The organism is Aeromicrobium tamlense, from assembly GCF_013408555.1.
In the GTDB taxonomy this organism is placed as follows: Bacteria; Actinomycetota; Actinomycetes; order Propionibacteriales; family Nocardioidaceae; genus Aeromicrobium; species Aeromicrobium tamlense.
The window spans coordinates 2,918,548-2,939,809 of record NZ_JACBZN010000001.1; the positions used below are offsets into that span (position 1 = coordinate 2,918,548).

The following is a 21,262-nucleotide window of genomic DNA, read 5'->3' on the forward strand; positions in this document are numbered from 1 at the left end:
TCAGACCTCCAGCACGAGCTTGCCCGTGGCCTGCGCGCGGTCGAGCGTCAGCAGGGCCTCGGAGGCGTTCTCGAGGGGGAACGACTGACCGACGACCGGCTTGAGCGCTCCCGACGCGAGGTGCTCGGCCATGGCCTCCCACTGCTGCTTGATCAGGCCCGGGCGCTTCATCGCGTAGGCGCCCCAGCCGACGCCGACCGCCGACAGGTTGTTCAGCAGCAGGCGGTTCGCGGCGATCTTGGGGATCTCGCCGGCGGTGAAGCCGATGATCAGGATGCGGCCGTCGTCGACGAGGCAGCGCAGCGAGTCGGTGAACCGGTCGCCGCCCGCCGGGTTGCCCACGGGGTCGACGACGATGTCCACGCCGCCGGACGCCTTGACCGCGTCCTTGAAGCCCTCGGACAGCACGTACTCGTCGGCGCCCGCGGCCACGGCGATCTCGCCCTTCGCGTCGGTGGAGGTCACGGCGATCACGTGGCCGGCGCCGAACGCCTTCGCCACCTGGATCGCTGCCGTGCCGATGCCGCCCGAGGCACCGTGCACCAGCACGCGCTCGCCCTCGGCGAGACCGCCGCGGTTGACCAGGGCGAAGTAGACGGTGCCGTAGTTGAAGATGAACGAGGCACCCTCGGCGAACGAGACCGAGTCGGGCAGCGGGAAGGTCAGCAGCACGTCGGCGACGACCTGCTCGGAGAAGCCACCCAGCATCGGCAGCGCGGCCACGCGATCACCCGGGGCGAAGCCGGAGTCGGCCGGGGCCTCGACCACGACGCCCGCCACCTCGGAGCCCGGCGTGAACGGCAGCGGCGGCTTCAGCTGGTACATGCCGCGGCTCTGCAGCAGCTCGGGGAAGGAGACGCCGGCCGCCTTGACGTCGATGAGGACCTGGTCCTCGCCGCGCTTCGGGGCCTCGACCTCGAGGAGTTCGACGGCCTCGGGACCGTCGAGGGACGTGATCTGGATCGCTCGCATGGAGCGAGCGTAGCGGATATCTAAGCGCTTGCTTAGCCCCTCGTCCACAATCTGAGGATATCCTCACGTTATGGCCACCGGAGTCCGCTTCCCCACCGACAGTTCCACCGCCACCGCCCGACAGGTCGTCGCCGACGCGCTCCGGAAGGTCGATCCGGTGGGCGCCCGCGCCGCGGAGCACGAGACCAACTGGCGCCGTGGCTACCTCACCCACTTCTCGCGTCTCGTCGAGGCGGGACTGGGCGAACCGGCCGACGCGGTGACCATCGCGACCGAGGGTCTGCGCAGCATCTCCGAGCAGATGCGCTGCGGCGACGCGAGCCTGGCGGACGCGCTGGTCGCACCGGCCGAGGGCGAGCCCTGGACCACCGTCGAGATCGCCGGCGAGGGCGAGGCCGAGACCGAGCTCAGCGTGCCGTACCACGGGCGCCGGCTGACCGGAGCCGAGCTGGACGCGCAGCTCGACGACTGGGTGGCGCGCGGCGTCGTCGAGCCGACGTTCTCCGACGCGATCCGCGAGGTCGCCGCGCACCCCGAGTGGCTGCGGCTCGAGGGCGACACGGTCGTCGTGCTGGGCGCGGGCGCGGAGATGGGCCCGTACCGCTCACTGCTGCGCTGGGGCGCCGACGTCGTCGCGGTCGACCTCCCGCGCGCCGACATCCAGAAGCGGATCCGCGACCACGCCCGTGAGGGCGCGGGACGCGTGAGGGTGCCGGTGGGCGGCAAGGAGACCGGCGCCGACCTGCTGCACTCGCTGCCTGAGCTGGGCCGCTGGATCGAAGGGCTCGACGGCCGCCTCGTCCTCGGCACGTACTGCTACGCCGACGGCGCCACGCACGTGCGCGTGTCGATGGCCGCCGACGCGCTGGCGGCGCGGCTGCTCTCGCAGCGGCCCGACACCGCGCTGGCCTACCTGGCCACGCCGACCGACGTGTTCGCCGTGCCGGCCGGCGCCGTGACGACCTCGAACGAGAACTACGCGAGCGGTCGCAGCCTCGTGCGCGCGCCGTTCCGGATGCTCAGCGGCGGACGACTGCTGCAGCGGAACTATCCGCCGGACGTCGAGATCGGCGTGTGCGACTCGCTCGTGCCGCAGCAGGGACCGAACTACGCGCTGGCGAAGCGCGTGCAGCGGTGGCGCGCCGCGGCCGCCCGCCACGACGGTGCGACGGTCTCGCTCAACGTCGCCCCGGCCACCCGGACGGCCTCGGTCGTGAAGAACCGCGCCCTGGCCGCGGCCTACGCCGGCGCGCACCGGTTCGGGGTCGAGGTGTTCGAGCCCGCCACCAGCAACGTGCTGATGGCGGCGCTGCTGGTTCACGACCTGCGCAGCGGCCACGCGCCCTCGGACGAGCCGTGGCGCGAGGAGGCCTACGCCGCCGCCCACGGCGGACTGTGGACCGCGGCCTACCACCCGCGCTCGGCCCTCGGCCTCGCCGCGGTCCTCGGCTTCGCCGGCTCGCGCGCCTGACTCCGCCCGCTCTCCGCGAGTGGCACTCGCAGGGGCCGAGGAGCCGGAGAGCCGGGACGTGAGGCCGTCGGACCGGTAGAACGGTGGGCATGAGTCGACCTGCGGTCCTGCCCGTCGTCCACCTCGCCGCCGGCACGTGGCTGCTGGTCGACCTGTGGCGCGGGTGGACCCCGACCCTCATCACGATCTTCGGCCAGGCGGCCTCGACGCCGCCCGAGCTGATCGGCGCGTTCGCGCTGGGCTGCCTGCTGGTGCCGGTGGTCGTCGTCGCGATCGCAGCGCGCACCCGCCACGCGCTCGTCGTGGCGACGGTGGCGCTCGTGGTCGCGCTGACCTGCCGGGTCGCGCTCCAGCTCACCGAGGGCGGCCGGCCGCACCTGACCGTCGCGTCGATCGGCACGGTGGCGGCGATGACGTGGCTCGCGCTCGCACTCCCCCGCGTCCGAGACGCCGCCGTCACCGGTGTCGTCACGGGACTCGCACTGTCGGTCACCACGCATGCCGCCCTCGGCACCTGGGGCGCGGTGTGGCGCGACGATGCCTGGGCGTGGGCGCTCGTGGTGGTCCAGGTCGCGGTCTGCCTCGCCACCGCGCGGGTCGAGGGCGACGGAACGCGGATCGGTCGCCGCCTCGCGTGGACCCTCCTGCCCGGCCTGTTCCTCGCCGGCGTGATCGTGGCCAACGCCGGTCGCGCGTCGGCCACCCTCGACGAGGCCGGACTCGCCGCCGTGGCGTTCGGGGCGACGGCGGCGATCGCCCTGACCCTCGTCCGGGTCACCCGGTGGTCGTCGACCCTGGCGGCGGTCGTCCTCGTCGCGGCGGTCGCCGCCTCGGCCGTCGTCACCGACGCGGACGGGCTGCTGCCGAGCTGGACGGTCCTCGCGTTCGCCGTCGGCATGCCCGCCCTCGCCCACCTCTGGTGCGCCGCCGATCAGGGCGATCGGGGCACGCCAGTCGTCGTCGCGCTCGGCGGCGTCCTCTGGGGCGCACTGCTCTTCGCCTACTACGCCGGCTACGACCTGGGCTATCGCGCGGACTGGCTACTTGTCGTCCTCGCCGCGGTGATCGGCGTCGTCGCCGCCTCCGCACCAGCACGGAACGGGACCGCGGCGAGTCCGAGGACCATCGGCGGGATCGGGGCCGCTGCCGTCGCGGCGGCCCTCGCCGCGGCCTTCGCGCCCGCGCTGACGATCCGGACCTTCCACACCGACGGCCCACGCGACGGCGAGCTCCGGGTGGCCGCCTACAACCTGCGCATGGGCTACGGGATGGACGGCGACTTCCGGCCCGAGGCCGTGGCCGCGATCCTCGTCTCCGCTGACGTGGGACTGATCAGCGAGATCGACCGGGGCTGGCTGTTGAACGGCGGCCAGGACCAGCTCGCGATCCTCGAGCGACTCACCGGCCGGACGGCGTGGTTCGGCGCCGCGGCCGACCCGGTCTGGGGTGACGCGGTCCTCCTCGACGCCGAGGCAGCCGACGTCGAGCGCATCGCGCTGCCCTCGCACGGCGCCGTGACCGGAGCGCAGGCGATCGCGGTGCGCCCGAAGGCGCCATGGGACGCCCGCTGGCTCGTCTCCACCCACCTGCAGCCGGTGGGCGACGACGAGGGCGTGACCGCGCAGTCGGCCGACCTCGCCGTCTGGCTGCGTGGGCTCGGCGGCCCGATGGTCGTGGGCGGCGACTTCAACATGCAGGAGGGCAGCGAGGCCCATCGCCACGTCACGGGCATCGGCCTCGTCGACGCCGCTCCGGGCGGCGCGAGCACGAGCGAGGCCGACGACCCCGTGAAGCGGATCGACTACGTGTTCTCGACGGCCGACCTGGTGGCCGTGGACGTCGACGTGCCCGGCCTGCGGGCGTCGGACCACCTGCCGGTGGTCGCGACGCTCAGGCCCCGGTGAACTTGGCCTGACGCTTCTCGCTGAACGCGGCGACGCCCTCGGCGAAGTCGTGCGAGGCGCCCAGGACGCCCTGCTCGACCGTCTCGGTGGCGAGCGTCTCGTCGAGGTGCAGCAGGGCCGCGGCGTTGATCGCGGACTTGATCCGCGCGTACGCCATCGTGGGGCCCGACGCCAGCTTCTCGACGAGGCCGTCCACCGTGGCCTGCCACTCTCCCGCGGGCACGCAGTGCGTGATGAGGCCGGCGGCGTACGCCTCGGGGTTCGGCAGCCGCTCGCCCAGCATGAGCATGCGGGTGGCACGGGCGCGGCCGATGGAGGCGGCGATCAGCTCGTGCGCGGCGCCGTCGCCCATCAAGCCCACGTTGACGAACGCCTGGAGGAAGTAGTCGTCCTCCTTGGCCACCTGGAAGTCCGAGGCGAGCGCGAGCGACGAGCCGATGCCCGCCGCGAGGCCGTTGAGCGCCGCGACCACGGGGAACGGCGCGCCGGTGAGCGCGTGGATGAGGCGGTCGGCGGCCTCGAGGATGCCGGTGTTCGTCGCGCCCGGCGCCATCACGGCACCCGAGCAGAACGCGCGGCCCTCGCCCGTGAGGACGGCGACGCGGACGCCCTCGGCGTCCTCGAGCGCGTCGCTCATCTGCTCGAACATCTCGGTCGTGACCGAGTTGAGCCGCTGCGGGGCGTTCAGGGTCAGCGTCAGCACGCCGTCCGTGCGGTCGACCAGTAGGTCGGTCATCGATTCCTCCATTGTCCGAGCAGGGTCTGCAGCACCGCGATGAGCGCGGTGGGCTGGTCCAGCATGATGTGGTGTCCCGAGTCGGGGATCACGGTGACGGGCACGTTGCCGCCGAGCCGCGAGCGGATCTCCTCGGTGATGTCGGTGGTGGCCATGCCGCGCTCGCCGCGCAACAGCGCCACCTCGCACGCGCTGCGGGCCACGTCGGCGGGCTCCATGCTCGAGCGCAGGAAGACGCGCGGGTCGAACTTCCAGGTCCAGCCCGAGCCGTCCGCCCGGACGACGTGGTGGATCGAGCCGCGGGCGATGTGGTCGCGGATGTACGGCAGGCACGAGGGGTCCTCGGGCAGCGTGCGGAAGCGTGCGACCATCGTGCGGGCGTCGGGGTAGAGCGGCATCGAGAGGTCGGCGCGGTCGTTGCGCCACGAGCGCGCCTCGGCCGAGACCTCCTTGACCGGCGAGTCGATCGCGGCCGCGCCCAGCATGTCGGCGCCGTGCTCGCGCGCGGCGGTGAGGGCGACGAAGCCGCCCATGCTGTGGCCGAAGACCACGGGCTTGGCGCTGGTCTCGGAGGTGGCCACCGCCATGACCTCGCGGGCCCAGGCCTCGAGCGTGTACGCGTCGCGGCGGCCGCTGTCGCCGTGGCCGCTCAGGTCGAGCGCGAGGACGCGGTGGTCGACCGCGAGGTGCGGGCCGACGTGATCCCACCAGCCGGAATGCGCGGCGCCACCGTGCACGAGGACCACCACCGGCGCGCCGGGCTCGCCCCACGCGCGGTACGCGATCGGGACGTCGTCGACCTCGATCTCGAGGTGCTGGGGCTTCTCGTCGAGAGCCCACGTGAACCACTCGGGAACGGTCACCGATGGAACCTCGTCACTTCGTGCAGGGGGGCCCGGCCGGCCCGGAACGAGTTGGCCGGATGGTCGGGGTCGGCGTGGCCGAAGGAGATGCCGCAGACGATCAGGCGGTCCTCGGGCAGGCCCAGCCACTCGCGCAGGAACTGCGACTTCTGCGCCAGGGCGGCCTGGGCGACGGTGGCGACGCCGCGGGCCTGCGCGGCCAGCAGGAACGACTGCACGAACAGGCCGCAGTCGATCGCGGCGTAGACACCGAGCGGGGCGGGCGCCGAGACCACCGCGACGTGCGGGGCGCCGAAGAACTCGAAGTTCCGCAGCATCTCGCGGGCCGAGCCCTCGCGGTCGCCCTTCGCGACGCCGACGGCCTGGTAGAGCTGCCAGCCGACCTCGCGGCGTCGCTCGGCGTGCACGCCCTCGTAGCCGGGCGGGAAGGGGTAGTCCGAGCCGAGCGAGGCGTCGGCCATGAGGTCGTGGCGGAGCCGGACGAGCGCCTCGCCGGACACGATGTCGACGTGCCACGGCTGGACGTTGCACCACGACGGGGTGCGCGACGCGGAGGCCACGATCGCCTCGATCTCGGCCTCGGCGACGGGCTCGTCGGTGAAGCCGCGGCAGCTGAAGCGCGAGGCCAGCAGCCGCTCCAGGACCTCGGCGTCCGACTCGTCGACCATGGGGACACCGTACCCGCAGCGAACTTCCCGTCAACCGTGACGGTTTGTTCGCGGTGTGGCTGGTGGGGCGGTGAGTCCTCAACCCCTCCCGCTCGCGGGCGGTGAGTGGTCAACCGTTCGGGAGGGTCATTCGGTTGACTGGTCACCGCGCCTCATGGGGAAGGGTTGAGGGCTCACCGCTCTCCGCGGGCTCAGGTCTCGGAGGTGCGGACCTGCACGACGCGGATGGGCGTGGGCGCCTCGACCGTGCGGCTGACGGTGCACAACTGCTTGTGGGTGCGCTCGATGGCGTCGGGCACGCGGTCGGCCATCTTCTGACCCATCTCGTCGTGGTCGAAGGAGATGTCCACCGTGACGACGAGGTCCTCCATGATGTTGCCGCCCGAGGCGTCCTTGACCTTGTGGCCCTCGACCGAGATGTCGAAGCGCTTCGGCTCGGCGCGCTTGGTCAGCGCCTCGACCGTGACGCCGGTGCAGCCACCGAGCGCGACCAGCAGCAGCTCGACGGGGGTGAAGTCGGTGTTCTGGCCCTCGCCGATCGAGATGACGCCGCCGCGGCCGTTCTCGGCCCGGTACTCCATCTGTCCGGTGCGGACGAGGTGGACGCTGCGCAGGGTGGTGGACTCATCGCTCATGCCACGACCCTAGGCCGCGACGGGACGACCCGCCGGACAGCACGACCGGCCGCCGGAGACGTGGATTCCGGCGACCGGTCATGCGACCCGGCGGGTCAGGCGTCGAGGTCGGCCTCGACGAGCGCGGAGATCTTCTCCAGGACGGCGGCATCGTCGCTCTCGACGGTGACTTCGGCCCCCTGGCCGGCGCCGAGGGTCATGATCATCAGGGCGGACCCGGCGTCGACGGGCTCGCCGCCGGCGACGGCGAGGGTGACGGGCACCCCGGCCTCGGTGACGGCCGCGGCGATCGTGGCGGCCGGGCGGGCGTGGAGGCCGACGGCCGATCCGACGGTGACGGTCTTGCTGGGCATCTGCTGTCCTCTCAGACGGTGACGGGGTCGTCGGCGGCGAGCGCCGCCTGCTTCTTGTCATGACCGACCTGCTTGAGGACGGTCACCAGGAATCCTGCCACCAGTGTCCCGATGATCAGGGAGACGAAGAACCACAGGACGTTGTCGACGGCGAAGAACACGAAGATGCCGCCGTGCGGGGCCACGCAGGTGACGCCCATGGCCATCGAGAGCGCACCGGTGACGACACCACCGGCCATCATCGCGGGCAGCACCCGGAACGGGTCGGCCGCGGCGAACGGGATCGCGCCCTCGGAGATGAACGAGGCGCCGAGCAGCCAGGCGGCCTTGCCGTTCTCGCGCTCGGCCGGCGCGTAGAGCTTCGGCCGCAGCGCCGTGGACAGCGCCATCGCGAGCGGCGGCACCATGCCGGCGAGCATGACCGCGGCCATGATCTTGGACTGCGACGAGCCGGCGTCGAGCGCGCCCGCGGTGGACAGGCCCGTGACGGCGAAGACGTAGGCCGCCTTGTTGACCGGGCCGCCGAGGTCGAAGCACATCATCAGTCCGAGCACCGCGCCCAGCACGATCGCCGAGCTGCCGGTCATGCTGTTCAGCCCGTCGACGAGGGCCTCGTTGAGCCAGGCGAGCGGCTTGGCCAGCACGAGGATCATCGCCATGCCGACCACCAGCGTGGAGACCAGCGGGATGACCACGACCGGCATCAGGCCGGCCAGCCAGCGCGGGACGCCGCGGTGCGCGAACCACGCGGCGACGAGGCCCGCCAGGAGGCCGCCGACGATGCCGCCGATGAAGCCGGCGCCGTTCGGGTTGGTCTCGGTGACGCCGATCTGGCCGGCGGCGTAGCCCATCACGAATCCGGGCGCGATGCCCGGACGGTCGGCGATCGCGTAGGCGATGTAGCCCGCGAGCGCCGGGACGAGGAAGCTGAACGCCCACGATCCGAGCAGGAAGACGAGCGCGCCGATGTAGTACAGGAAGGCGCTGCCGAACAGGGCGTGGTCGCCGGCCTCGGGCAGGTTCGTCAGCGAGTTGTTCGCGAGGATGTCTCCGGCCGTGTCCGTGACGTCGTAGCCCGCGAGCAGGAAGCCCAGGGCGATCATCAGGCCGCCGGCCGCGACGAACGGGATCATGTAGCTGACGCCGGTGAGCAGCCAGCGCTGGAGCTTCTTGCCGATGTGCTCGTCGTCGCCGGCCGCATCGGCGGTGGTGGCGTCGGCGTCGCCCTCGACGCGCTGCGCCGACGGGTCGGCCGCCGCGGCGAGGGCCGCGTCGATCATCGCGCGCGGCTCGTTGATGGCGCGCTTCACGCCGCTGCGCACGACGGGCTTGCCGGCGAAGCGGGCCTGGTCCTTGACGCCCACGTCGGTCGCGAAGATCACCGCGTCGGCGCTCGCGATCTGCTCGGGGGTCAGCGGCGTGCTGCCCGAGGAGCCCTGCGGCTCGACGGCGAAGTCGACGCCCGCGTCGGTCGCGGCCTGCGCGAGCGCGTCGGCGGCCATGTAGGTGTGCGCGATGCCCGTGGTACAGGCGGTGACCGCCACGACGCGCTGGCGCGCCGCCGTCTCGGCCGTGCTCCCGGCGGGCGCCTCGGCGGCGGCCGGGGCGGGGGGCGCGGGCTGCTTCACGTCGACGCCGGAGGTGGCCTCCTCGACGAGCGCGATCACGTCGTCGGCCGACTGCGCGTCGCGCAGCGCCTGCGTGAAGTCCGAGCGCACGAGCGCCCGCGCCAGCGACGAGAGCAGCTTGAGATGCGCGTTCCCGGCGCCCTCGGGTGCCGCGATCATGAAGACGATGTCGGCCGGGCCGTCCGGCGCACCGAAGTCGGCGCGGTTCGACAGCCGCGCGAACGCCAGCGTCGGCGCCGTGACCGTGGCGGTCCGGCAGTGCGGGATCGCGATGCCGCCGGGCACGCCCGTGCCCGCGAGCGCCTCGCGCTCCTTGGCGGCGGCCGCGAGGTCCACGGCCGAGCCGGCGCGTCCGGCGGCCACCACCTGGGCCGCGAGGGCCTCGATGACGCCCCCGGCCTCGGTGCCGAGATCGACGTCGAGCGACACCAGCTCGGGAGTGATGAGCTGTTCCATGTTGTCCTCCATCAGGCGGGATCCACGGCTTCGACGTGGGGTGCTGCGGGTAGGTCGGTGGGGGTCGGCAGCGCCGACCCGGGCAGGGCCGCGGCGGCGGCACCGTGGACGGCGGCGCTGGCCAGGCACTCGGCGGGCGAGGCGCCGGCGGCGTGCGCGACGAGGTAGCCGGCGAGCGAGGAGTCGCCCGCGCCCACGGTGCTGCGCACCGAGATCGGGGCGGGTGGGCAGAACCACGAGCCCTCGTCGGTCGCGAGGACGGCGCCCGCTCCCCCAAGGGTCAGCAGGACGGCGCCGACGCCGTGCTTGTCGCGCAGCTCGTGGGCGCGGTCGGCTGCGTGGCGCGGGTCGCGCTCGATCTCGTCGGGGTCGCAGTCGAGCAGCTCGGCCAGCTCGTCGGAGTTCGGCTTCATGAGGTCGGGAGAGGACTGCTCGACGGTGAGGCCGAGCGCGGCGCCCGAGGTGTCGACGGCGACGCGCGCGCCCGCCTCCTGGAGCCGGCGCGTCGTGGTGGCGTACCAGTCGAAGGGCACGCCGGGCGGCAGCGAGCCGCTCAGCACGGCCCAGTCGCCGGCCGAGACGGCGCCGACGAGGGCGTCGGTCAGGGCCGTCAGCTCGGACTCGTCGAGGCGCGGTCCGGGCGAGTTGACCTTGGTCGTGGTGCCCTCGGGCTCGGCAAGGGTGAGGTTCACGCGCAGGCGACCGCTGACGGGGACGGCGCGGTAGTCGAGGCCGAGCGCGTCGAGGGCGGAGAGCAGCGGCTCGTCCGCGGCGGCCGGGAGGACGGCGGTGACGGGCACACCGGCGGCGTGCAGCACGCGGGCGACGTTGATGCCCTTGCCGCCGGGATCGTCGTGGGCCGCCTCGCTGCGCACGACGCCGCCGCGCTCGAGCGGCTCGAGCAGGCCGACGAGGCGGTCGATCGCAGGATTCGCGGTGACGGTGACGATCACGACGGCTCCTTCCGGTCCTGGTAACCAGCGTCACACGTCCGGGGTTCGCGTGCGCTGTGGATTCTTGTGGCTTTCAATGTTGTCTTGTATTGATTTATGTCACATCGTGGGACCTTGTCAAGACCCCGGTGTCTCCTGGATCACGTGGGCGTTACCGTCGAGAGGTGAGCACCGTGTACTCCGGAACCGCTGTCGTCCCAGGAATCGGCGTCGGCCCGGTCGTCCGACCGGCCCCCCGCCCGACCGCTCCGGAGCACGAGGACTCCGCCGACGCGTCGGTCACCACCGTCGCCTTCGGAGCCGCCGCGGCCGAGGTCGCACGGCGCCTGCGCGCGCGGTCGCAGTCGGCCAGCGGCGCCGCCTCCGAGGTGCTCGCCGCCACCGCCGGCCTCGCCGAGGACCGCGGACTGGCCACCTTCGTCGCGAAGCACGCGGCCCAGGGCGCCGGCCCCGCCACCGCCACGACGGCCGCGATCGAGGAGCTCGCCGCGATGTTCACCGCGGCCGGCGGCCTCATGGCCGAGCGCGTGACCGACCTCTACGACGTCCGCGACCGCATCGTCGCCGAGCTGCTCGAGCTGCCCGAGCCCGGCATCCCCGTGCCCGACGAGCCCTCGGTGCTGCTGGCCGACGACCTCGCCCCCGCCGACACCGCGGGCCTCGACCCGTCACGGATCGTCGCGATCGCCACCGAGCTGGGCGGCTCGACCAGCCACACCGCGATCATCGCGCGCCAGCTGGGCATCCCCTGCGTCGTCGCCGTCACCGACCTGGCCGCCGTCGAGGCGGGCGCCCGGGTCGCCGTCGACGGCACCACCGGCACCGTCACCGTCGACCCCGACGAGGCGCAGGTCGCCGAGCTGATCGAGGCCGACCGCCGCACGCGCGAGGCCGCCGCCGGCTGGACCGGCCCGGGCCGCACCTCCGACGGACACGCCGTGCAGATCCTCGCGAACGTGCAGGACGGCGCCGGCGCGCGCGTCGCCGCCGAGCAGCCGATCGAGGGCGTCGGCCTGTTCCGCACCGAGCTGTCGTTCCTCGACCGCGCCACCGAGCCCAGCGTCGACGAGCAGGCCGCGATCTACGCCGAGGTCTTCGAGGCGATGGGCGACAAGAAGGTCATCGTGCGCACGCTCGACGCCGGCTCGGACAAGCCGCTCGCGTTCGCGAACCAGCCCGACGAGCCCAACCCGGCGCTCGGCGTGCGCGGCCTGCGGATCGGTCTGGCGACCCCCGAGATGCTGGACCGCCAGCTCGACGGCATCGCCGCCGCCGCGGGGCGCACCGGCGCCGACGTGCGCGTCATGGCGCCGATGGTCACCACCGAGTCGGAGGCGCAGTGGTTCGCCGAGCGCGTCCGCGCCCGCGGCCTGCAGGCCGGCATCATGATCGAGACGCCGTCCACGGTCCTGCTGGCCGACCGCCTGTTCCGCCACCTCGACTTCGTCTCGATCGGCACGAACGACCTGTCGCAGTACACGTTCGCGGCGGACCGCATGGCGCCCACGCTGAGCGACCTCACCGACCCGTGGCAGCCGGCCCTGCTGGCCTCGATCAAGCTCGTCGCCGACGCGGGCCGCCGGGCGGGCAAGCCGGTGGGCGTGTGCGGCGAGGCCGCGGCGCACCCGCTGCTCGCGTGCGTGCTGACGGGCCTCGGCGTGACCTCGCTGTCGTGCGCGGCCACCGCCGTGCGCCCCGTCGGCGCGAAGCTCGCGCAGGTCACGCTGGCGCAGTGCGAGGAGGCCGCCGAGGCCGCCCTCGCCGCCTTCGACGCCAGCCGCGCCGCCCAGGCCGCCGCCGAGATCCTCGCCTGACCGATCCGCTCGGGCCACTTCACGAGGTTTCCTGTCACTTCACGAGGTTCGCAAACCTCGCGAAGTGACAGTTTCCCCGGTTAACCGGGGAAACTGTCACCCCCGAACCGCCAAAAGTCGCGAGGGGCCGCGGTGGGCCGTTGACTGTGGGCATGCGCTGTCTGGTCACCGGGTCCACCGGCTACGTCGGGGGACGGCTCGTCCCGCAGCTGCTCGAGGCGGGCCACGAGGTCCGCGTGCTGGTGCGCGACGAGCGCAAGGCGCGGGCGCACCCGTGGGCCGAGGACGTCGAGATCGTCGTCGGCGACGCGACCAGCCGGGACGACGTCCGCCGCGCGTGCGAGGGAGTCGACGTCTTCTACTACCTGCTGCACTCGATCGGCTCGTCCGGCGACCTCGTGCGCACCGAGCACGAGATGGCCTCGACGATCGCCGAGGCCGCGCAGGAGGCCGGGGTCGGCCGGTTCGTCTACCTGTCGGGCATGGTGCCGCAGGACGAGGAGCTGTCCGAGCACCTGAGGTCGCGCGACGAGGTGGCCCGCGTGCTGCTCGACTCGGGCGTGCCCACGGCGGTGCTCCAGGCGGGCATCATCATCGGCTCGGGCTCCGCCTCCTTCGAGATGCTGCGCTACCTGACCGAGCGGCTGCCCGCGATGGTCACGCCGCGCTGGGTCGACTCGCGCACGCAGCCCATCGCGATCCGCGACGTCCTCCACCTGTTGGTCGGCTGCGCGGAGCTGCCGTCCGACGTGAACCGCCGCTTCGACATCGGCGGCCCCGACGTCCTGACGTACCTCGAGATGATGCAGGGCTACGCGAAGGTCGCGGAGCTGCCGCGGCGACGGATCCTGCGCGTCCCGGTCCTGTCGCCGAGCCTCTCGAGCCACTGGGTCGGCCTCATCACCCCCGTGCCGGCGAACCTCGCCCGCCCGCTCGTCGAGAGCCTGCGCAACACCGTGGTCGCGCAGGAGGACGACATCTGGCGGTACGTCGAGCGCCCGCCCGGCGGCCTCACCGGGTTCGAGCGCGCGGTCGAGCTGGCGCTCACCAAGATCCGCGACCTCGACGTGCCCACGCGGTGGACCTCCGCCGCCACGCGCGGCGCCCCGTCGGAGCCGCTGCCCGAGGACCCCGACTGGGCGGGCGGCTCGCTCTACACCGACGAGCGCACGCGCGAGGTCGCCGCGACGCCCGAGGACCTGTGGGCCGTCATCGAGGGCATCGGCGGCGACCACGGCTGGTACTCGTGGCCGCTGGCGTGGGAGGTCCGCGGCCTCATCGACCGGGCGTTCGGCGGACCCGGCCTCCGGCGCGGCCGACGGGACCACAGCAAGCTCGTCGTCGGCGACGCCGTGGACTTCTGGCGCGTCGAGGAGGAGGACGAGGGCTCGTTCCTGCGGCTGCGCGCCGAGATGAAGGTCCCGGGCCTGGCGTGGCTCGAGCTGCGCGTCGGCTCGGACGACGCGGGCACCACCTCGTTCCACCAGCGCGCGCTGTTCCACCCGCGCGGTCTGCTGGGACACCTCTACTGGTGGGCCGTGTGGCCGTTCCACGGCATCGTCTTCGGCGGCATGCAGCGCAACGTGGCGAAGGCGGCCGAGGCGCGCGCCTGAGCGCAGCCGGGAGCAGGACCTCGCACCCGCGGTGTATCAGAACCGCGGCGCCGGGGTCATGGGATGGCGTGCCCGACAGGGCTCCAAGTCACCCCCAAGTCGGGCGCAAGGTCTCGGACCGACAGTCGGTGGCACGGAACGACCCTCCCACCGAAGGAACCGAGACACATGTCCTCCCTCTTGTACCGCTTCGGCCGCACCACGGCCCTGCACCCCTGGCGCACGCTGGTCGGCTGGCTGATCGTCGCCGCCTGCGTGTTCGCCGCCGGCTCCGCGTTCGGGGGCACCACCCAGGACGACTGGAACGTGCCCGGCGCGGAGTCCCAGCGCGGCATCGACCTGCTGCGCGACCACCTCCCCGACGCCGGCAACGCCTCGGCGAACATCGTCGTCCACGACGACACGGCGATCCCCGCGAGCATCCTGGCCTCGCTCGGCGAGCGCCTGCAGGACGTCGCGCACGCCTCCAGCGTGAGCCCGCCCCGGATCAGCGAGGACGGCCGCACCGCGGTGCTGCACCTCGCCTACGACACCGAGGTCACGCACCCCGACCTCATGGGCGACGTCGACCCGCTCGACGAGGCCGTCGAGTCCACGCGCGACGCGGGCTACCAGGTCGAGCTCGGCGGCGACCAGCCGTCGACCGCCTCCGCCCCGATCGAGGGCTACGGCGAGCTCATCGGCGTCGGCGCCGCCCTGCTGATCCTGCTGATCGCGTTCGGCTCGGCCGTCGTCGCGGGCCTGCCCGTGCTGGTGGCGGTGTCCGGCCTCGCGGTCGGCTCGGCCGGCGTCACCCTGCTGGCCGCCACGATGGACGTCTCCACGTCGGCACCGATGGTGGCCACGATGGTCGGCCTGGGCGTCGGCATCGACTACGCCCTGCTGCTGGTGAGCCGGCACGCCGAGTTCCTCGCGCAGGGCCATCCCGTCGAGGAGGCCGCCGGGCGCAGCCTCGCGACCGCCGGCAAGTCGGTCGTGTTCGCCTCGCTCACGGTGCTGATCTCGCTGCTGGGCCTGGGCCTGGCGGGGCTGCCGACGTTCTCGACGTTCGGCTGGGCGACCGCGATCTCCGTCGTGGCCGTCATGCTCACCGCGATGACGCTGGTGCCCGTGCTGTGCCGGTTCGCAGGCCGCAAGGTGCTGGCGCGCGGCCTGCGCCGCGGCGCGGTGCGCACCGAGCGTCCGCTCACCGCCCGCTGGGCCGAGCGCGTCACGCGGCGTCCGCTGCTGTGGGCGCTCGCCGGCACGACGATCATGATCGCCCTCGCCGCCCCCGTGCTCGACATGCGCACGTGGCCGCAGGACGACGGCAACCAGACGACCGAGGTCACCACCCGGCGCGCGTACGACCTCACGGCCGACGCGTTCGGGCCCGGCGCCACGGGTCCGATCACGGTGGTCGTCGACCACGCGAAGGTGCCCGCTGCCGAGGTGGCCGACGTCCGCGCTGCCCTCGCGAGCCACGACGACCTGGTCGCGGTCTCCCCCGCGACGACCTCGCCCGACGGAGCGGTCAGCGTGCTGACGGCCGAGCCGGCGTTCGGACCCGCCGACGAGCGCACCTCCGGGCTCGTCGAGGACCTGCGCGCCGACCTGCCGGCGGGCGTCGAGGTCACCGGCCAGACGCCGCTGTTCGCCGACATCGCCGAGATGCTGTCGCACCGCCTGTGGGTGGTCATCGCGTTCGTCGTGGCGGTCTCGGTGCTGCTGCTGATGCTCGTGTTCCGCTCGATCGTGATCCCGCTGAAGGCGGCCGTCATGAACCTGCTGTCGATCGGTGCCGCCTACGGCGTCATGACCGCGGTGTTCCAGTGGGGCTGGGGCGCGGGTCTGCTCGGCATCGATCACGCCGCGCCCGTGTCCAGCTGGGTGCCGATCCTGATCTTCGCGATCCTGTTCGGCCTCTCGATGGACTACGAGGTGTTCCTGCTGAGCCGCATCCGCGAGAAGTGGCTCGACACGGGCGACGCCACCGGCAGCGTGGTGCACGGCCTGTCCGCCTCGGGCAAGGTCATCACCGCGGCCGCGGCGATCATGGTGGTCGTGTTCCTCGGCTTCGCGACCGAGGGCGACCTCGTGGTCAAGATGCTGGGGCTGGGCATGGCGACCGCCGTGTTCCTCGACGCGACGATCGTGCGGATGATCCTGGTCCCCGCCACGATGACGCTGCTCGGGAAGTGGAACTGGTGGCTGCCGGGCTGGCTGGACCGGGCCCTGCCGCAGGTCGACGTCGAGGGCGACGAGCGCGCGCTCGAGCCCACCCGCTGAACGGCTAGAAGCCGAACTGGTCCCGCTGGTCGCGCAGTCGCTGCGCGGCCAGCGGGATCTCCCACTGCTCGCACAGCTCCTCGGCGCGGTCGGCGTGTTCCCTCGCTGCGTCGAGGTCGCCGAGGGCCGCGTGGGCACAGGCGACGTAGTGGTCGACCGGCCCCGAGGCGTTGCCCGACCCGGCCGAGCAGCTGGAGCCGAGGAAGGGCGCGATCCGCTCCAGCGCCGCGGCTGCCAGCGCGCGGTCGCCGACGTACATCGCCGCCTCGGCCGCGTTGCACCACGCCAGCATCGAGAACCAGTCGTCGTGGTCGAGGTCCACGGCGTACCGGCGCAGGTGCTCGCGGGCGTCGTCGACCCGGCCGGCGCGGCACAGCAGCGCGGCGGTGACCGACGTCAGCGGCAGCGGGTCGGTCTCCTCCATCGCGACGAGCACGTCGACGACCTCGCCCGCGTGGCCGCTCCACACGGTCAGCACGAGCTCGGCGCCGAGGATCGCGACGTCGGACTGCGGCAGCGTCACGGTGCGCTCGACGCGGCGCATCCGGTCGAGCATCGCCGCGCACTCCTCGAAGCGGCCGGCCATCGCGAGCCACGGGATCTCGAGGCCGTCGAGGACGAGCTGCGCGTACGCGAGCCGCAGGCGGTCGGCCTCGGCGCGCGCGCGGGCGATGACCTCGCGCATCTCCAGCGGACGCCCGGCCTCGCCCAGCGCGACGGCCTGCAGGGTCGCCGAGATCACCACGTCGCGGTCGCGGCCCAGCTCGCGGGCCAGGCGCACGGACTCGTGCGCCCACTCGGCCCGCTCGACGGCCGTGTCGGCCTTCCACAGCGCGGCCACGCCGACCTGCGCGACGTCGACCATCAGGCCGGGGTCGCCGAGCTCCTCGGCCATCGCGCGCGCCTTCGCGACCAGCTCGGCGCGCTCGTCGAAGGGCGAGGTGTAGTACTGCTCGCTGGCCAGGGCGACCAGCGCGCGGCAGCGCAGCGCCGACGGCTCGGGCGGCAGGTCGTCGAGGGCGTCCCGCAGCGCCGTGACCACGACGTCGTTGACCTCGCCGTGGTTGGTGGCCTGCCACAGCGCGCCCTGCGTGGTGGCGAGGGCGGCCGCGGCGAGCAGCCCGGGGTCGCCGATCGCCCGGGCCTCGCCGATGGCGGCCGCGACGCCGGCGGCCAGCTCGGTCCAGCGCGCCGACCAGCGATGCGCGTCGGCCAGCTCCATCCGGGCGTCGAAGCGGTCGCGGGCGGTGGCGGCGGGGTCGTCGGACATCGCCGCGAGGGCCGCGGTCAGCAGCTCGGCCCGGTCCTCGTGGGCGTGCAGCGCGCGGGCGTCCTCGGCCGCGCGCTCCGCCGCGCGCCACGCCGTGGCCGCGTGGGCCGGGCCCGCCGCCAGCCAGTGGCGCGCCTCCTCCGACGCCCGGTCGGTGTCGGCGATCGCCGCCGCCACCGCCGCGTGCCGGCGGGCCCGCCGGGAGGCGGAGAGTCCCGCGTAGAGGCTGTCGCGCACGAGCGCGTGGGCGAACGCGTACCGGTCGATGCCCTCCTCGACGACGAGGCCCGCCCCGACCGCCGGCTCCAGCAGGTCGAGCGCGCCGTCCTCGTCCGTGCCGAGGACGGCCGCCAGCGTCGGACCGTCGAACTGGCGACCCACCACGGCCGCCGTCGCCAGCACGGCGCGGGTCTCCTCGGGCAGCCGCGCGAGGCGACGCGCGAGCACGTCGTGCACGGCGCGGGGCGTGTCGTCCTCGGCCAGCAGGGTGGCGAGGTCGCCGCGCTCGCCCGCCAGCCGGGCGTACTCGACGAGGAAGAACGGGTTGCCGTCCGTGCGCTCGTGCAGGGCCGCCACCTCGGCGGGCGACGGCGCCGCCTCGGTGACCCCTCCGACGACCTCCGCGACCTCGTCCGGACCGAGCCCCGTGAGGTGCAGGCGGAGCGCGTGCCGACGGGCCAGCGCCTCGGCCGCGTCGGCCAGCAGCCCCGCGGGCTCGGGGTGGTCGCGCCACGTCGCCAGGACCAGCAGGCGGGCGTCGGTGACGGACTCGGCCAGCAGCATGAGGCCGCGCAGGCTCGCCGGATCGGCCCAGTGCAGGTCCTCGAGGACCACGACGACAGGTTCCTCCCGTGCCTGCGAGCGCAGCGCGGCGAGGATCGCCTCGCGCACCCGGAAGCCGTCGGCCGCGTCGGTCACGTCGGGGAAGTCGAGCCCGAGGGACTCCAGGACCGAGCGCCACGGCCACAGCGGCGGCGCGCCCTCGTCGCTGGAGCACCGGCCCACGGCGACCCGCGCGCCCGCGGCGACCGCCCGCCGTCCCAGCTCGGCGGCGAGCCGGCTCTTCCCGATGCCCGGCTCCCCCGTCACGGCGGCGAACGAGGTGGTCCCGGCGAGCGCCGCGTCGAGTCCGCGGGCGAGCGCGGCGAGCTGCTGGTCGCGACCCACCATCGGCCACGGCGTCGCGACGGCCACCGCGGTCTCGACCGGGTCCTCGGGGGGCGGGGTCCAGTCCAGCTCGGCGTCCTGACGCAGCAGCGCGGTCTGCAGGCGGCGCAGCTCGGGACCCGGCTCGATCCCGAGCTCGTCGTCGAGCACCTCGCGGACGCGCCGGATCACCTCCAGCGCCTCCGCCTGCCGTCCGGACCGCGCGAGCGCGAGGGCGCGCAGCCCCCAGAGCCGCTCCCGCAGCGGGTGGGCCGCGGTCAGCGCCTCGAGCTCGGCGGCGGCCGTCGCGTGACGACCGAGGGCGAGTGCCGCGACCGCACGGTCCTCGAGCGCGACGACCCGCAGCTCCTCCAGCCGGGCCCGCTCGGCCACCGCCGCGGGGGCGTCGCCGAGCTCCGCGTAGGGCGTGCCGCGCCAGCGTGCCAACGCGGCGCCGAGCAGCGCGTCGACCGCCTCGAGCTCGGCCCGGGTCGGGCTGGGCGCCTCCAGCCGGCGGTGGCCGTCGGCGACCGCCAGCTCGAAGGCGTGCGCGTCGATGTCCTCGGCCGGCACGCGCAGGGCGTAGCCGGCGCCGACCGTGACGAGCACCTCCGCGGGCGCCCGTCGCACGCGGCCCGGCTCGAGCACCTTGCGCAGCCCCGAGACGTAGGCCTGCAGCGTCGTCACGACGCCGGGCGGCGGGGCGTCGCCCCACAGCAGGTCGACGATCGTGTCGACGCCGACGGGCCGGCCGCCGGACAGCGCGAGGGCGGCGACGAGGGTGCGCTGCTTGGGCGTGCCGAGATCGAGCTCGACACCCTCCGCCGAGACCGCCACGGGCCCCAGCACCCTCAGCTCCACAGTCGAAGCATAGGGACGCGCCGGGGCCGCCGACAGGGGTTCGGTGCGGCCCTCCGCGAGCGACTCCAAGTCAGGCCCCAGTCGGTATCAAGCGCTCCGGCCGATGCTCTCGAGGACCGGAAACACCGACAGAAACAAGGAGCACCACCGTGTCCATCCACGAGACTCTCGACCAGCTCGACCGCCCGGCCGACCGCCTGCGCGGGCTGATCGGCGGAGCCGTCCACCTCCCCGGCGACCCCGGGTACGACGCGGCACGATCCGCCTGGAACCTCGCCGTCGACCAGCGTCCCGCCGCCGTCGCCCTCCCTCGCGACGCCGACGAGGTCGCCCGGATCGTCCGCGCCGCCCACGCCGCCGGCCTGCGGGTCGCACCGCAGAGCACGGGCCACAACGCCGGGCCCCTCGTGGCCGGTGGCCTCGACGACGTCGTCATCGTCCGCACGAGCGAGCTGTGCGACGTGAGCGTCGATCCCGAGCGACGCCTCGTCCGCGTCGGCGGCGGCACCGTCTGGCTGCCGGCCGTGACGGCGGCCGCCGAGCACGGCCTCACCGTCCTGCACGGCTCGTCCGTCGACGTCGGCATCGCCGGCTACAGCCTCGGCGGCGGCATGGGCTGGTACGCCCGCCGGCTGGGCCTGGCGACGAACAGCCTCACGGCCGTCGAGATCGTGCTGGCGAACGGCGACCTCGTGCGCGCCGACGAGCAGACGAACACCGAGCTGTTCTGGGCCGTCCGCGGCGGCGGCGGCAACTTCGGCATCGTCACGGCACTGGAGTTCCGCGCGTACGACTTCAGCACCGCGTACGCCGGGATGATGATGTGGGACGTCGAGATGGCGCCGCGCGTGCTGGACATGTGGCGTGCCTGGGCCCCCGTGGCCCCCGACGAGGTGACGACGTCGTTCCGCATCATGAGGATCCCCCCGATCCCCGAGATGCCCGACTTCGTCCGCGGCCGCACGATCGTCGTGATCGACGGCGCCGTCATGGCCGATGACGAGCGCGCCGCCGACGTCCTCGCGCCCCTGCGGGCGCTGGAGCCCGAGCTCGACACGTTCGGCCGGGTGCCCACCGAGACCCTCGTGCACCTGCACATGGACCCGGAGGAGCCCGCTCCGGGCGTCATGCGCTCGACGATGCTGCGTGAGCTCGACGACGCAGGGGCCGACGCGTTCCTGGCGCTCTTCGGCCCCGGCGTCGAGACGCCGCTCATGGTGGCCGAGCTGCGCCAGCTCGGCGGTGCCGTGGGACGTCCTCACGAGGGCGGCGGCGTGCTGACGCACCTCGAGGGCGAGTTCGCCTTCATCTGCGGCGGCATCGCGCCCACGCCCGAGCTGGCCGCGATGGTGGCCGCGCTCGGCGAGCAGGCGGTCGCGGCCCTGGGGCCGTGGACGAACGGACGGTCGTACCTCAACTTCGCCGAGGAGCCGACCGACGCCCGCACGGGCTACGCCGACGACGCGTGGCTCCGGCTGGCCGCGATCCGCTCGGCGGTCGACCCCGAGGGCGTGTTCGTCGCGAACCACGCGATCCCGCGCCTCTACGAGGACGGCGTGCCGACCCGCTGAGCCGTCCCCCGGGCCGAGCCCGCCGAGACCCCCGCGGTCTCGGCGGGCTCGTTCGTCGAGGCCCCACTTGCCGGGCAGCC

At 73.9% G+C, this 21,262-nt stretch carries 15 protein-coding genes; 6 read left to right on the plus strand and 9 right to left on the minus strand.

From position 1 onward, the window contains the following. Complete coding sequence (locus tag BJ975_RS14310) at positions 1-972, minus strand: NADPH:quinone oxidoreductase family protein (RefSeq protein ID WP_179427098.1); 972 nt, start codon at positions 970-972, stop codon at positions 1-3. Positions 973-1,042: 70 nt separating this feature from the next. Here BJ975_RS14310 and BJ975_RS14315 point away from each other — a divergent pair, with 70 nt between their 5' ends. Continuing rightward, on the plus strand, positions 1,043-2,443 hold the full coding sequence (locus BJ975_RS14315) for a hypothetical protein (protein WP_179427100.1): 1,401 nt from the start codon (positions 1,043-1,045) through the stop codon (positions 2,441-2,443). An 89-nt stretch (positions 2,444-2,532) separates the two neighbouring features. Then, complete coding sequence (locus BJ975_RS14320) at positions 2,533-4,347, plus strand: endonuclease/exonuclease/phosphatase family protein (protein WP_179427102.1); 1,815 nt, start codon at positions 2,533-2,535, stop codon at positions 4,345-4,347. Here the strand turns inward: BJ975_RS14320 and BJ975_RS14325 are convergent. The 7 genes from BJ975_RS14325 to BJ975_RS14355 all read right to left on the minus strand — a co-directional run bounded on the left by BJ975_RS14325 (position 4,334) and on the right by BJ975_RS14355 (position 10,639). Beyond that, positions 4,334-5,083 carry an enoyl-CoA hydratase-related protein gene (locus BJ975_RS14325; protein ID WP_179427104.1) on the minus strand — a complete coding sequence of 250 codons (750 nt, stop codon included), beginning with the start codon at positions 5,081-5,083 and terminating at the stop codon, positions 4,334-4,336. The genes BJ975_RS14320 and BJ975_RS14325 overlap by 14 nt on opposite strands. After that, a complete protein-coding gene (locus BJ975_RS14330; RefSeq protein WP_179427106.1) occupies positions 5,080-5,946 on the minus strand; it encodes an alpha/beta fold hydrolase in 867 nt (288 codons plus the stop codon). The genes BJ975_RS14325 and BJ975_RS14330 overlap by 4 nt, the downstream gene beginning before the upstream one ends. Continuing rightward, on the minus strand, positions 5,943-6,614 hold the full coding sequence (locus BJ975_RS14335) for a nitroreductase (protein WP_179427108.1): 672 nt from the start codon (positions 6,612-6,614) through the stop codon (positions 5,943-5,945). Before BJ975_RS14335 ends, BJ975_RS14330 begins: the two co-directional genes overlap by 4 nt. Positions 6,615-6,805: 191 nt before the next feature. Next, positions 6,806-7,249: an OsmC family protein gene (locus BJ975_RS14340; RefSeq protein ID WP_179427110.1), complete on the minus strand. Its 444-nt coding sequence runs from the start codon at positions 7,247-7,249 to the stop codon at positions 6,806-6,808. Positions 7,250-7,344: 95 nt separating this feature from the next. Beyond that, positions 7,345-7,602: an HPr family phosphocarrier protein gene (locus BJ975_RS14345; RefSeq protein WP_179427112.1), complete on the minus strand. Its 258-nt coding sequence runs from the start codon at positions 7,600-7,602 to the stop codon at positions 7,345-7,347. An 11-nt stretch (positions 7,603-7,613) separates the two neighbouring features. After that, the gene (locus tag BJ975_RS14350) at positions 7,614-9,686 is read right to left on the minus strand and encodes a PTS fructose transporter subunit IIABC (protein WP_218845950.1); all 2,073 of its coding nucleotides are present in this window, start codon (positions 9,684-9,686) and stop codon (positions 7,614-7,616) included. 11 nt (positions 9,687-9,697) lie between these two features. Further along, positions 9,698-10,639: a 1-phosphofructokinase family hexose kinase gene (locus BJ975_RS14355; protein WP_179427116.1), complete on the minus strand. Its 942-nt coding sequence runs from the start codon at positions 10,637-10,639 to the stop codon at positions 9,698-9,700. Between the two features lie 164 nt (positions 10,640-10,803). On the opposite strand from BJ975_RS14355, the gene BJ975_RS14360 reads away from it, so the two are divergent. From BJ975_RS14360 to BJ975_RS14370, 3 genes are all read left to right on the plus strand, one after another. Continuing rightward, a complete protein-coding gene (locus BJ975_RS14360) occupies positions 10,804-12,453 on the plus strand; it encodes a phosphoenolpyruvate--protein phosphotransferase (protein WP_317628263.1) in 1,650 nt (549 codons plus the stop codon). Positions 12,454-12,605: 152 nt separating this feature from the next. Further along, positions 12,606-14,066, plus strand: coding sequence for an SDR family oxidoreductase (locus BJ975_RS14365; protein ID WP_179427120.1), 1,461 nt, complete (start codon positions 12,606-12,608; stop codon positions 14,064-14,066). Positions 14,067-14,234: 168 nt separating this feature from the next. Continuing rightward, positions 14,235-16,334, plus strand: coding sequence for an MMPL family transporter (locus tag BJ975_RS14370; protein WP_179427122.1), 2,100 nt, complete (start codon positions 14,235-14,237; stop codon positions 16,332-16,334). Between the two features lie 4 nt (positions 16,335-16,338). Here the strand turns inward: BJ975_RS14370 and BJ975_RS14375 are convergent, their stop codons facing one another. Beyond that, on the minus strand, positions 16,339-19,611 hold the full coding sequence (locus BJ975_RS14375; RefSeq protein WP_179427124.1) for a BTAD domain-containing putative transcriptional regulator: 3,273 nt from the start codon (positions 19,609-19,611) through the stop codon (positions 16,339-16,341). Between the two features lie 149 nt (positions 19,612-19,760). Here BJ975_RS14375 and BJ975_RS14380 point away from each other — a divergent pair, with 149 nt between their 5' ends. Next, positions 19,761-21,182: an FAD-binding oxidoreductase gene (locus tag BJ975_RS14380; RefSeq protein WP_317628262.1), complete on the plus strand. Its 1,422-nt coding sequence runs from the start codon at positions 19,761-19,763 to the stop codon at positions 21,180-21,182. The last annotated feature ends 80 nt before the right edge of the window (positions 21,183-21,262 follow it).

Excerpts from the sequence above, each read along its gene's own strand:
- BJ975_RS14310 (WP_179427098.1), bottom strand. The coding sequence starts at position 972 with ATGCGAGCGATCCAGATCACGTCCCTCGACGGTCCCGAGGCCGTCGAA.
- BJ975_RS14315 (WP_179427100.1), top strand. The coding sequence starts at position 1,043 with ATGGCCACCGGAGTCCGCTTCCCCACCGACAGTTCCACCGCCACCGCC.
- BJ975_RS14320 (WP_179427102.1), top strand. The coding sequence starts at position 2,533 with ATGAGTCGACCTGCGGTCCTGCCCGTCGTCCACCTCGCCGCCGGCACG.
- BJ975_RS14325 (WP_179427104.1), bottom strand. The coding sequence starts at position 5,083 with ATGACCGACCTACTGGTCGACCGCACGGACGGCGTGCTGACGCTGACC.
- BJ975_RS14335 (WP_179427108.1), bottom strand. The coding sequence starts at position 6,614 with ATGGTCGACGAGTCGGACGCCGAGGTCCTGGAGCGGCTGCTGGCCTCG.
- BJ975_RS14340 (WP_179427110.1), bottom strand. The coding sequence starts at position 7,249 with ATGAGCGATGAGTCCACCACCCTGCGCAGCGTCCACCTCGTCCGCACC.
- BJ975_RS14345 (WP_179427112.1), bottom strand. The coding sequence starts at position 7,602 with ATGCCCAGCAAGACCGTCACCGTCGGATCGGCCGTCGGCCTCCACGCC.
- BJ975_RS14350 (WP_218845950.1), bottom strand. The coding sequence starts at position 9,686 with ATGGAACAGCTCATCACTCCCGAGCTGGTGTCGCTCGACGTCGATCTC.
- BJ975_RS14365 (WP_179427120.1), top strand. The coding sequence starts at position 12,606 with ATGCGCTGTCTGGTCACCGGGTCCACCGGCTACGTCGGGGGACGGCTC.
- BJ975_RS14370 (WP_179427122.1), top strand. The coding sequence starts at position 14,235 with ATGTCCTCCCTCTTGTACCGCTTCGGCCGCACCACGGCCCTGCACCCC.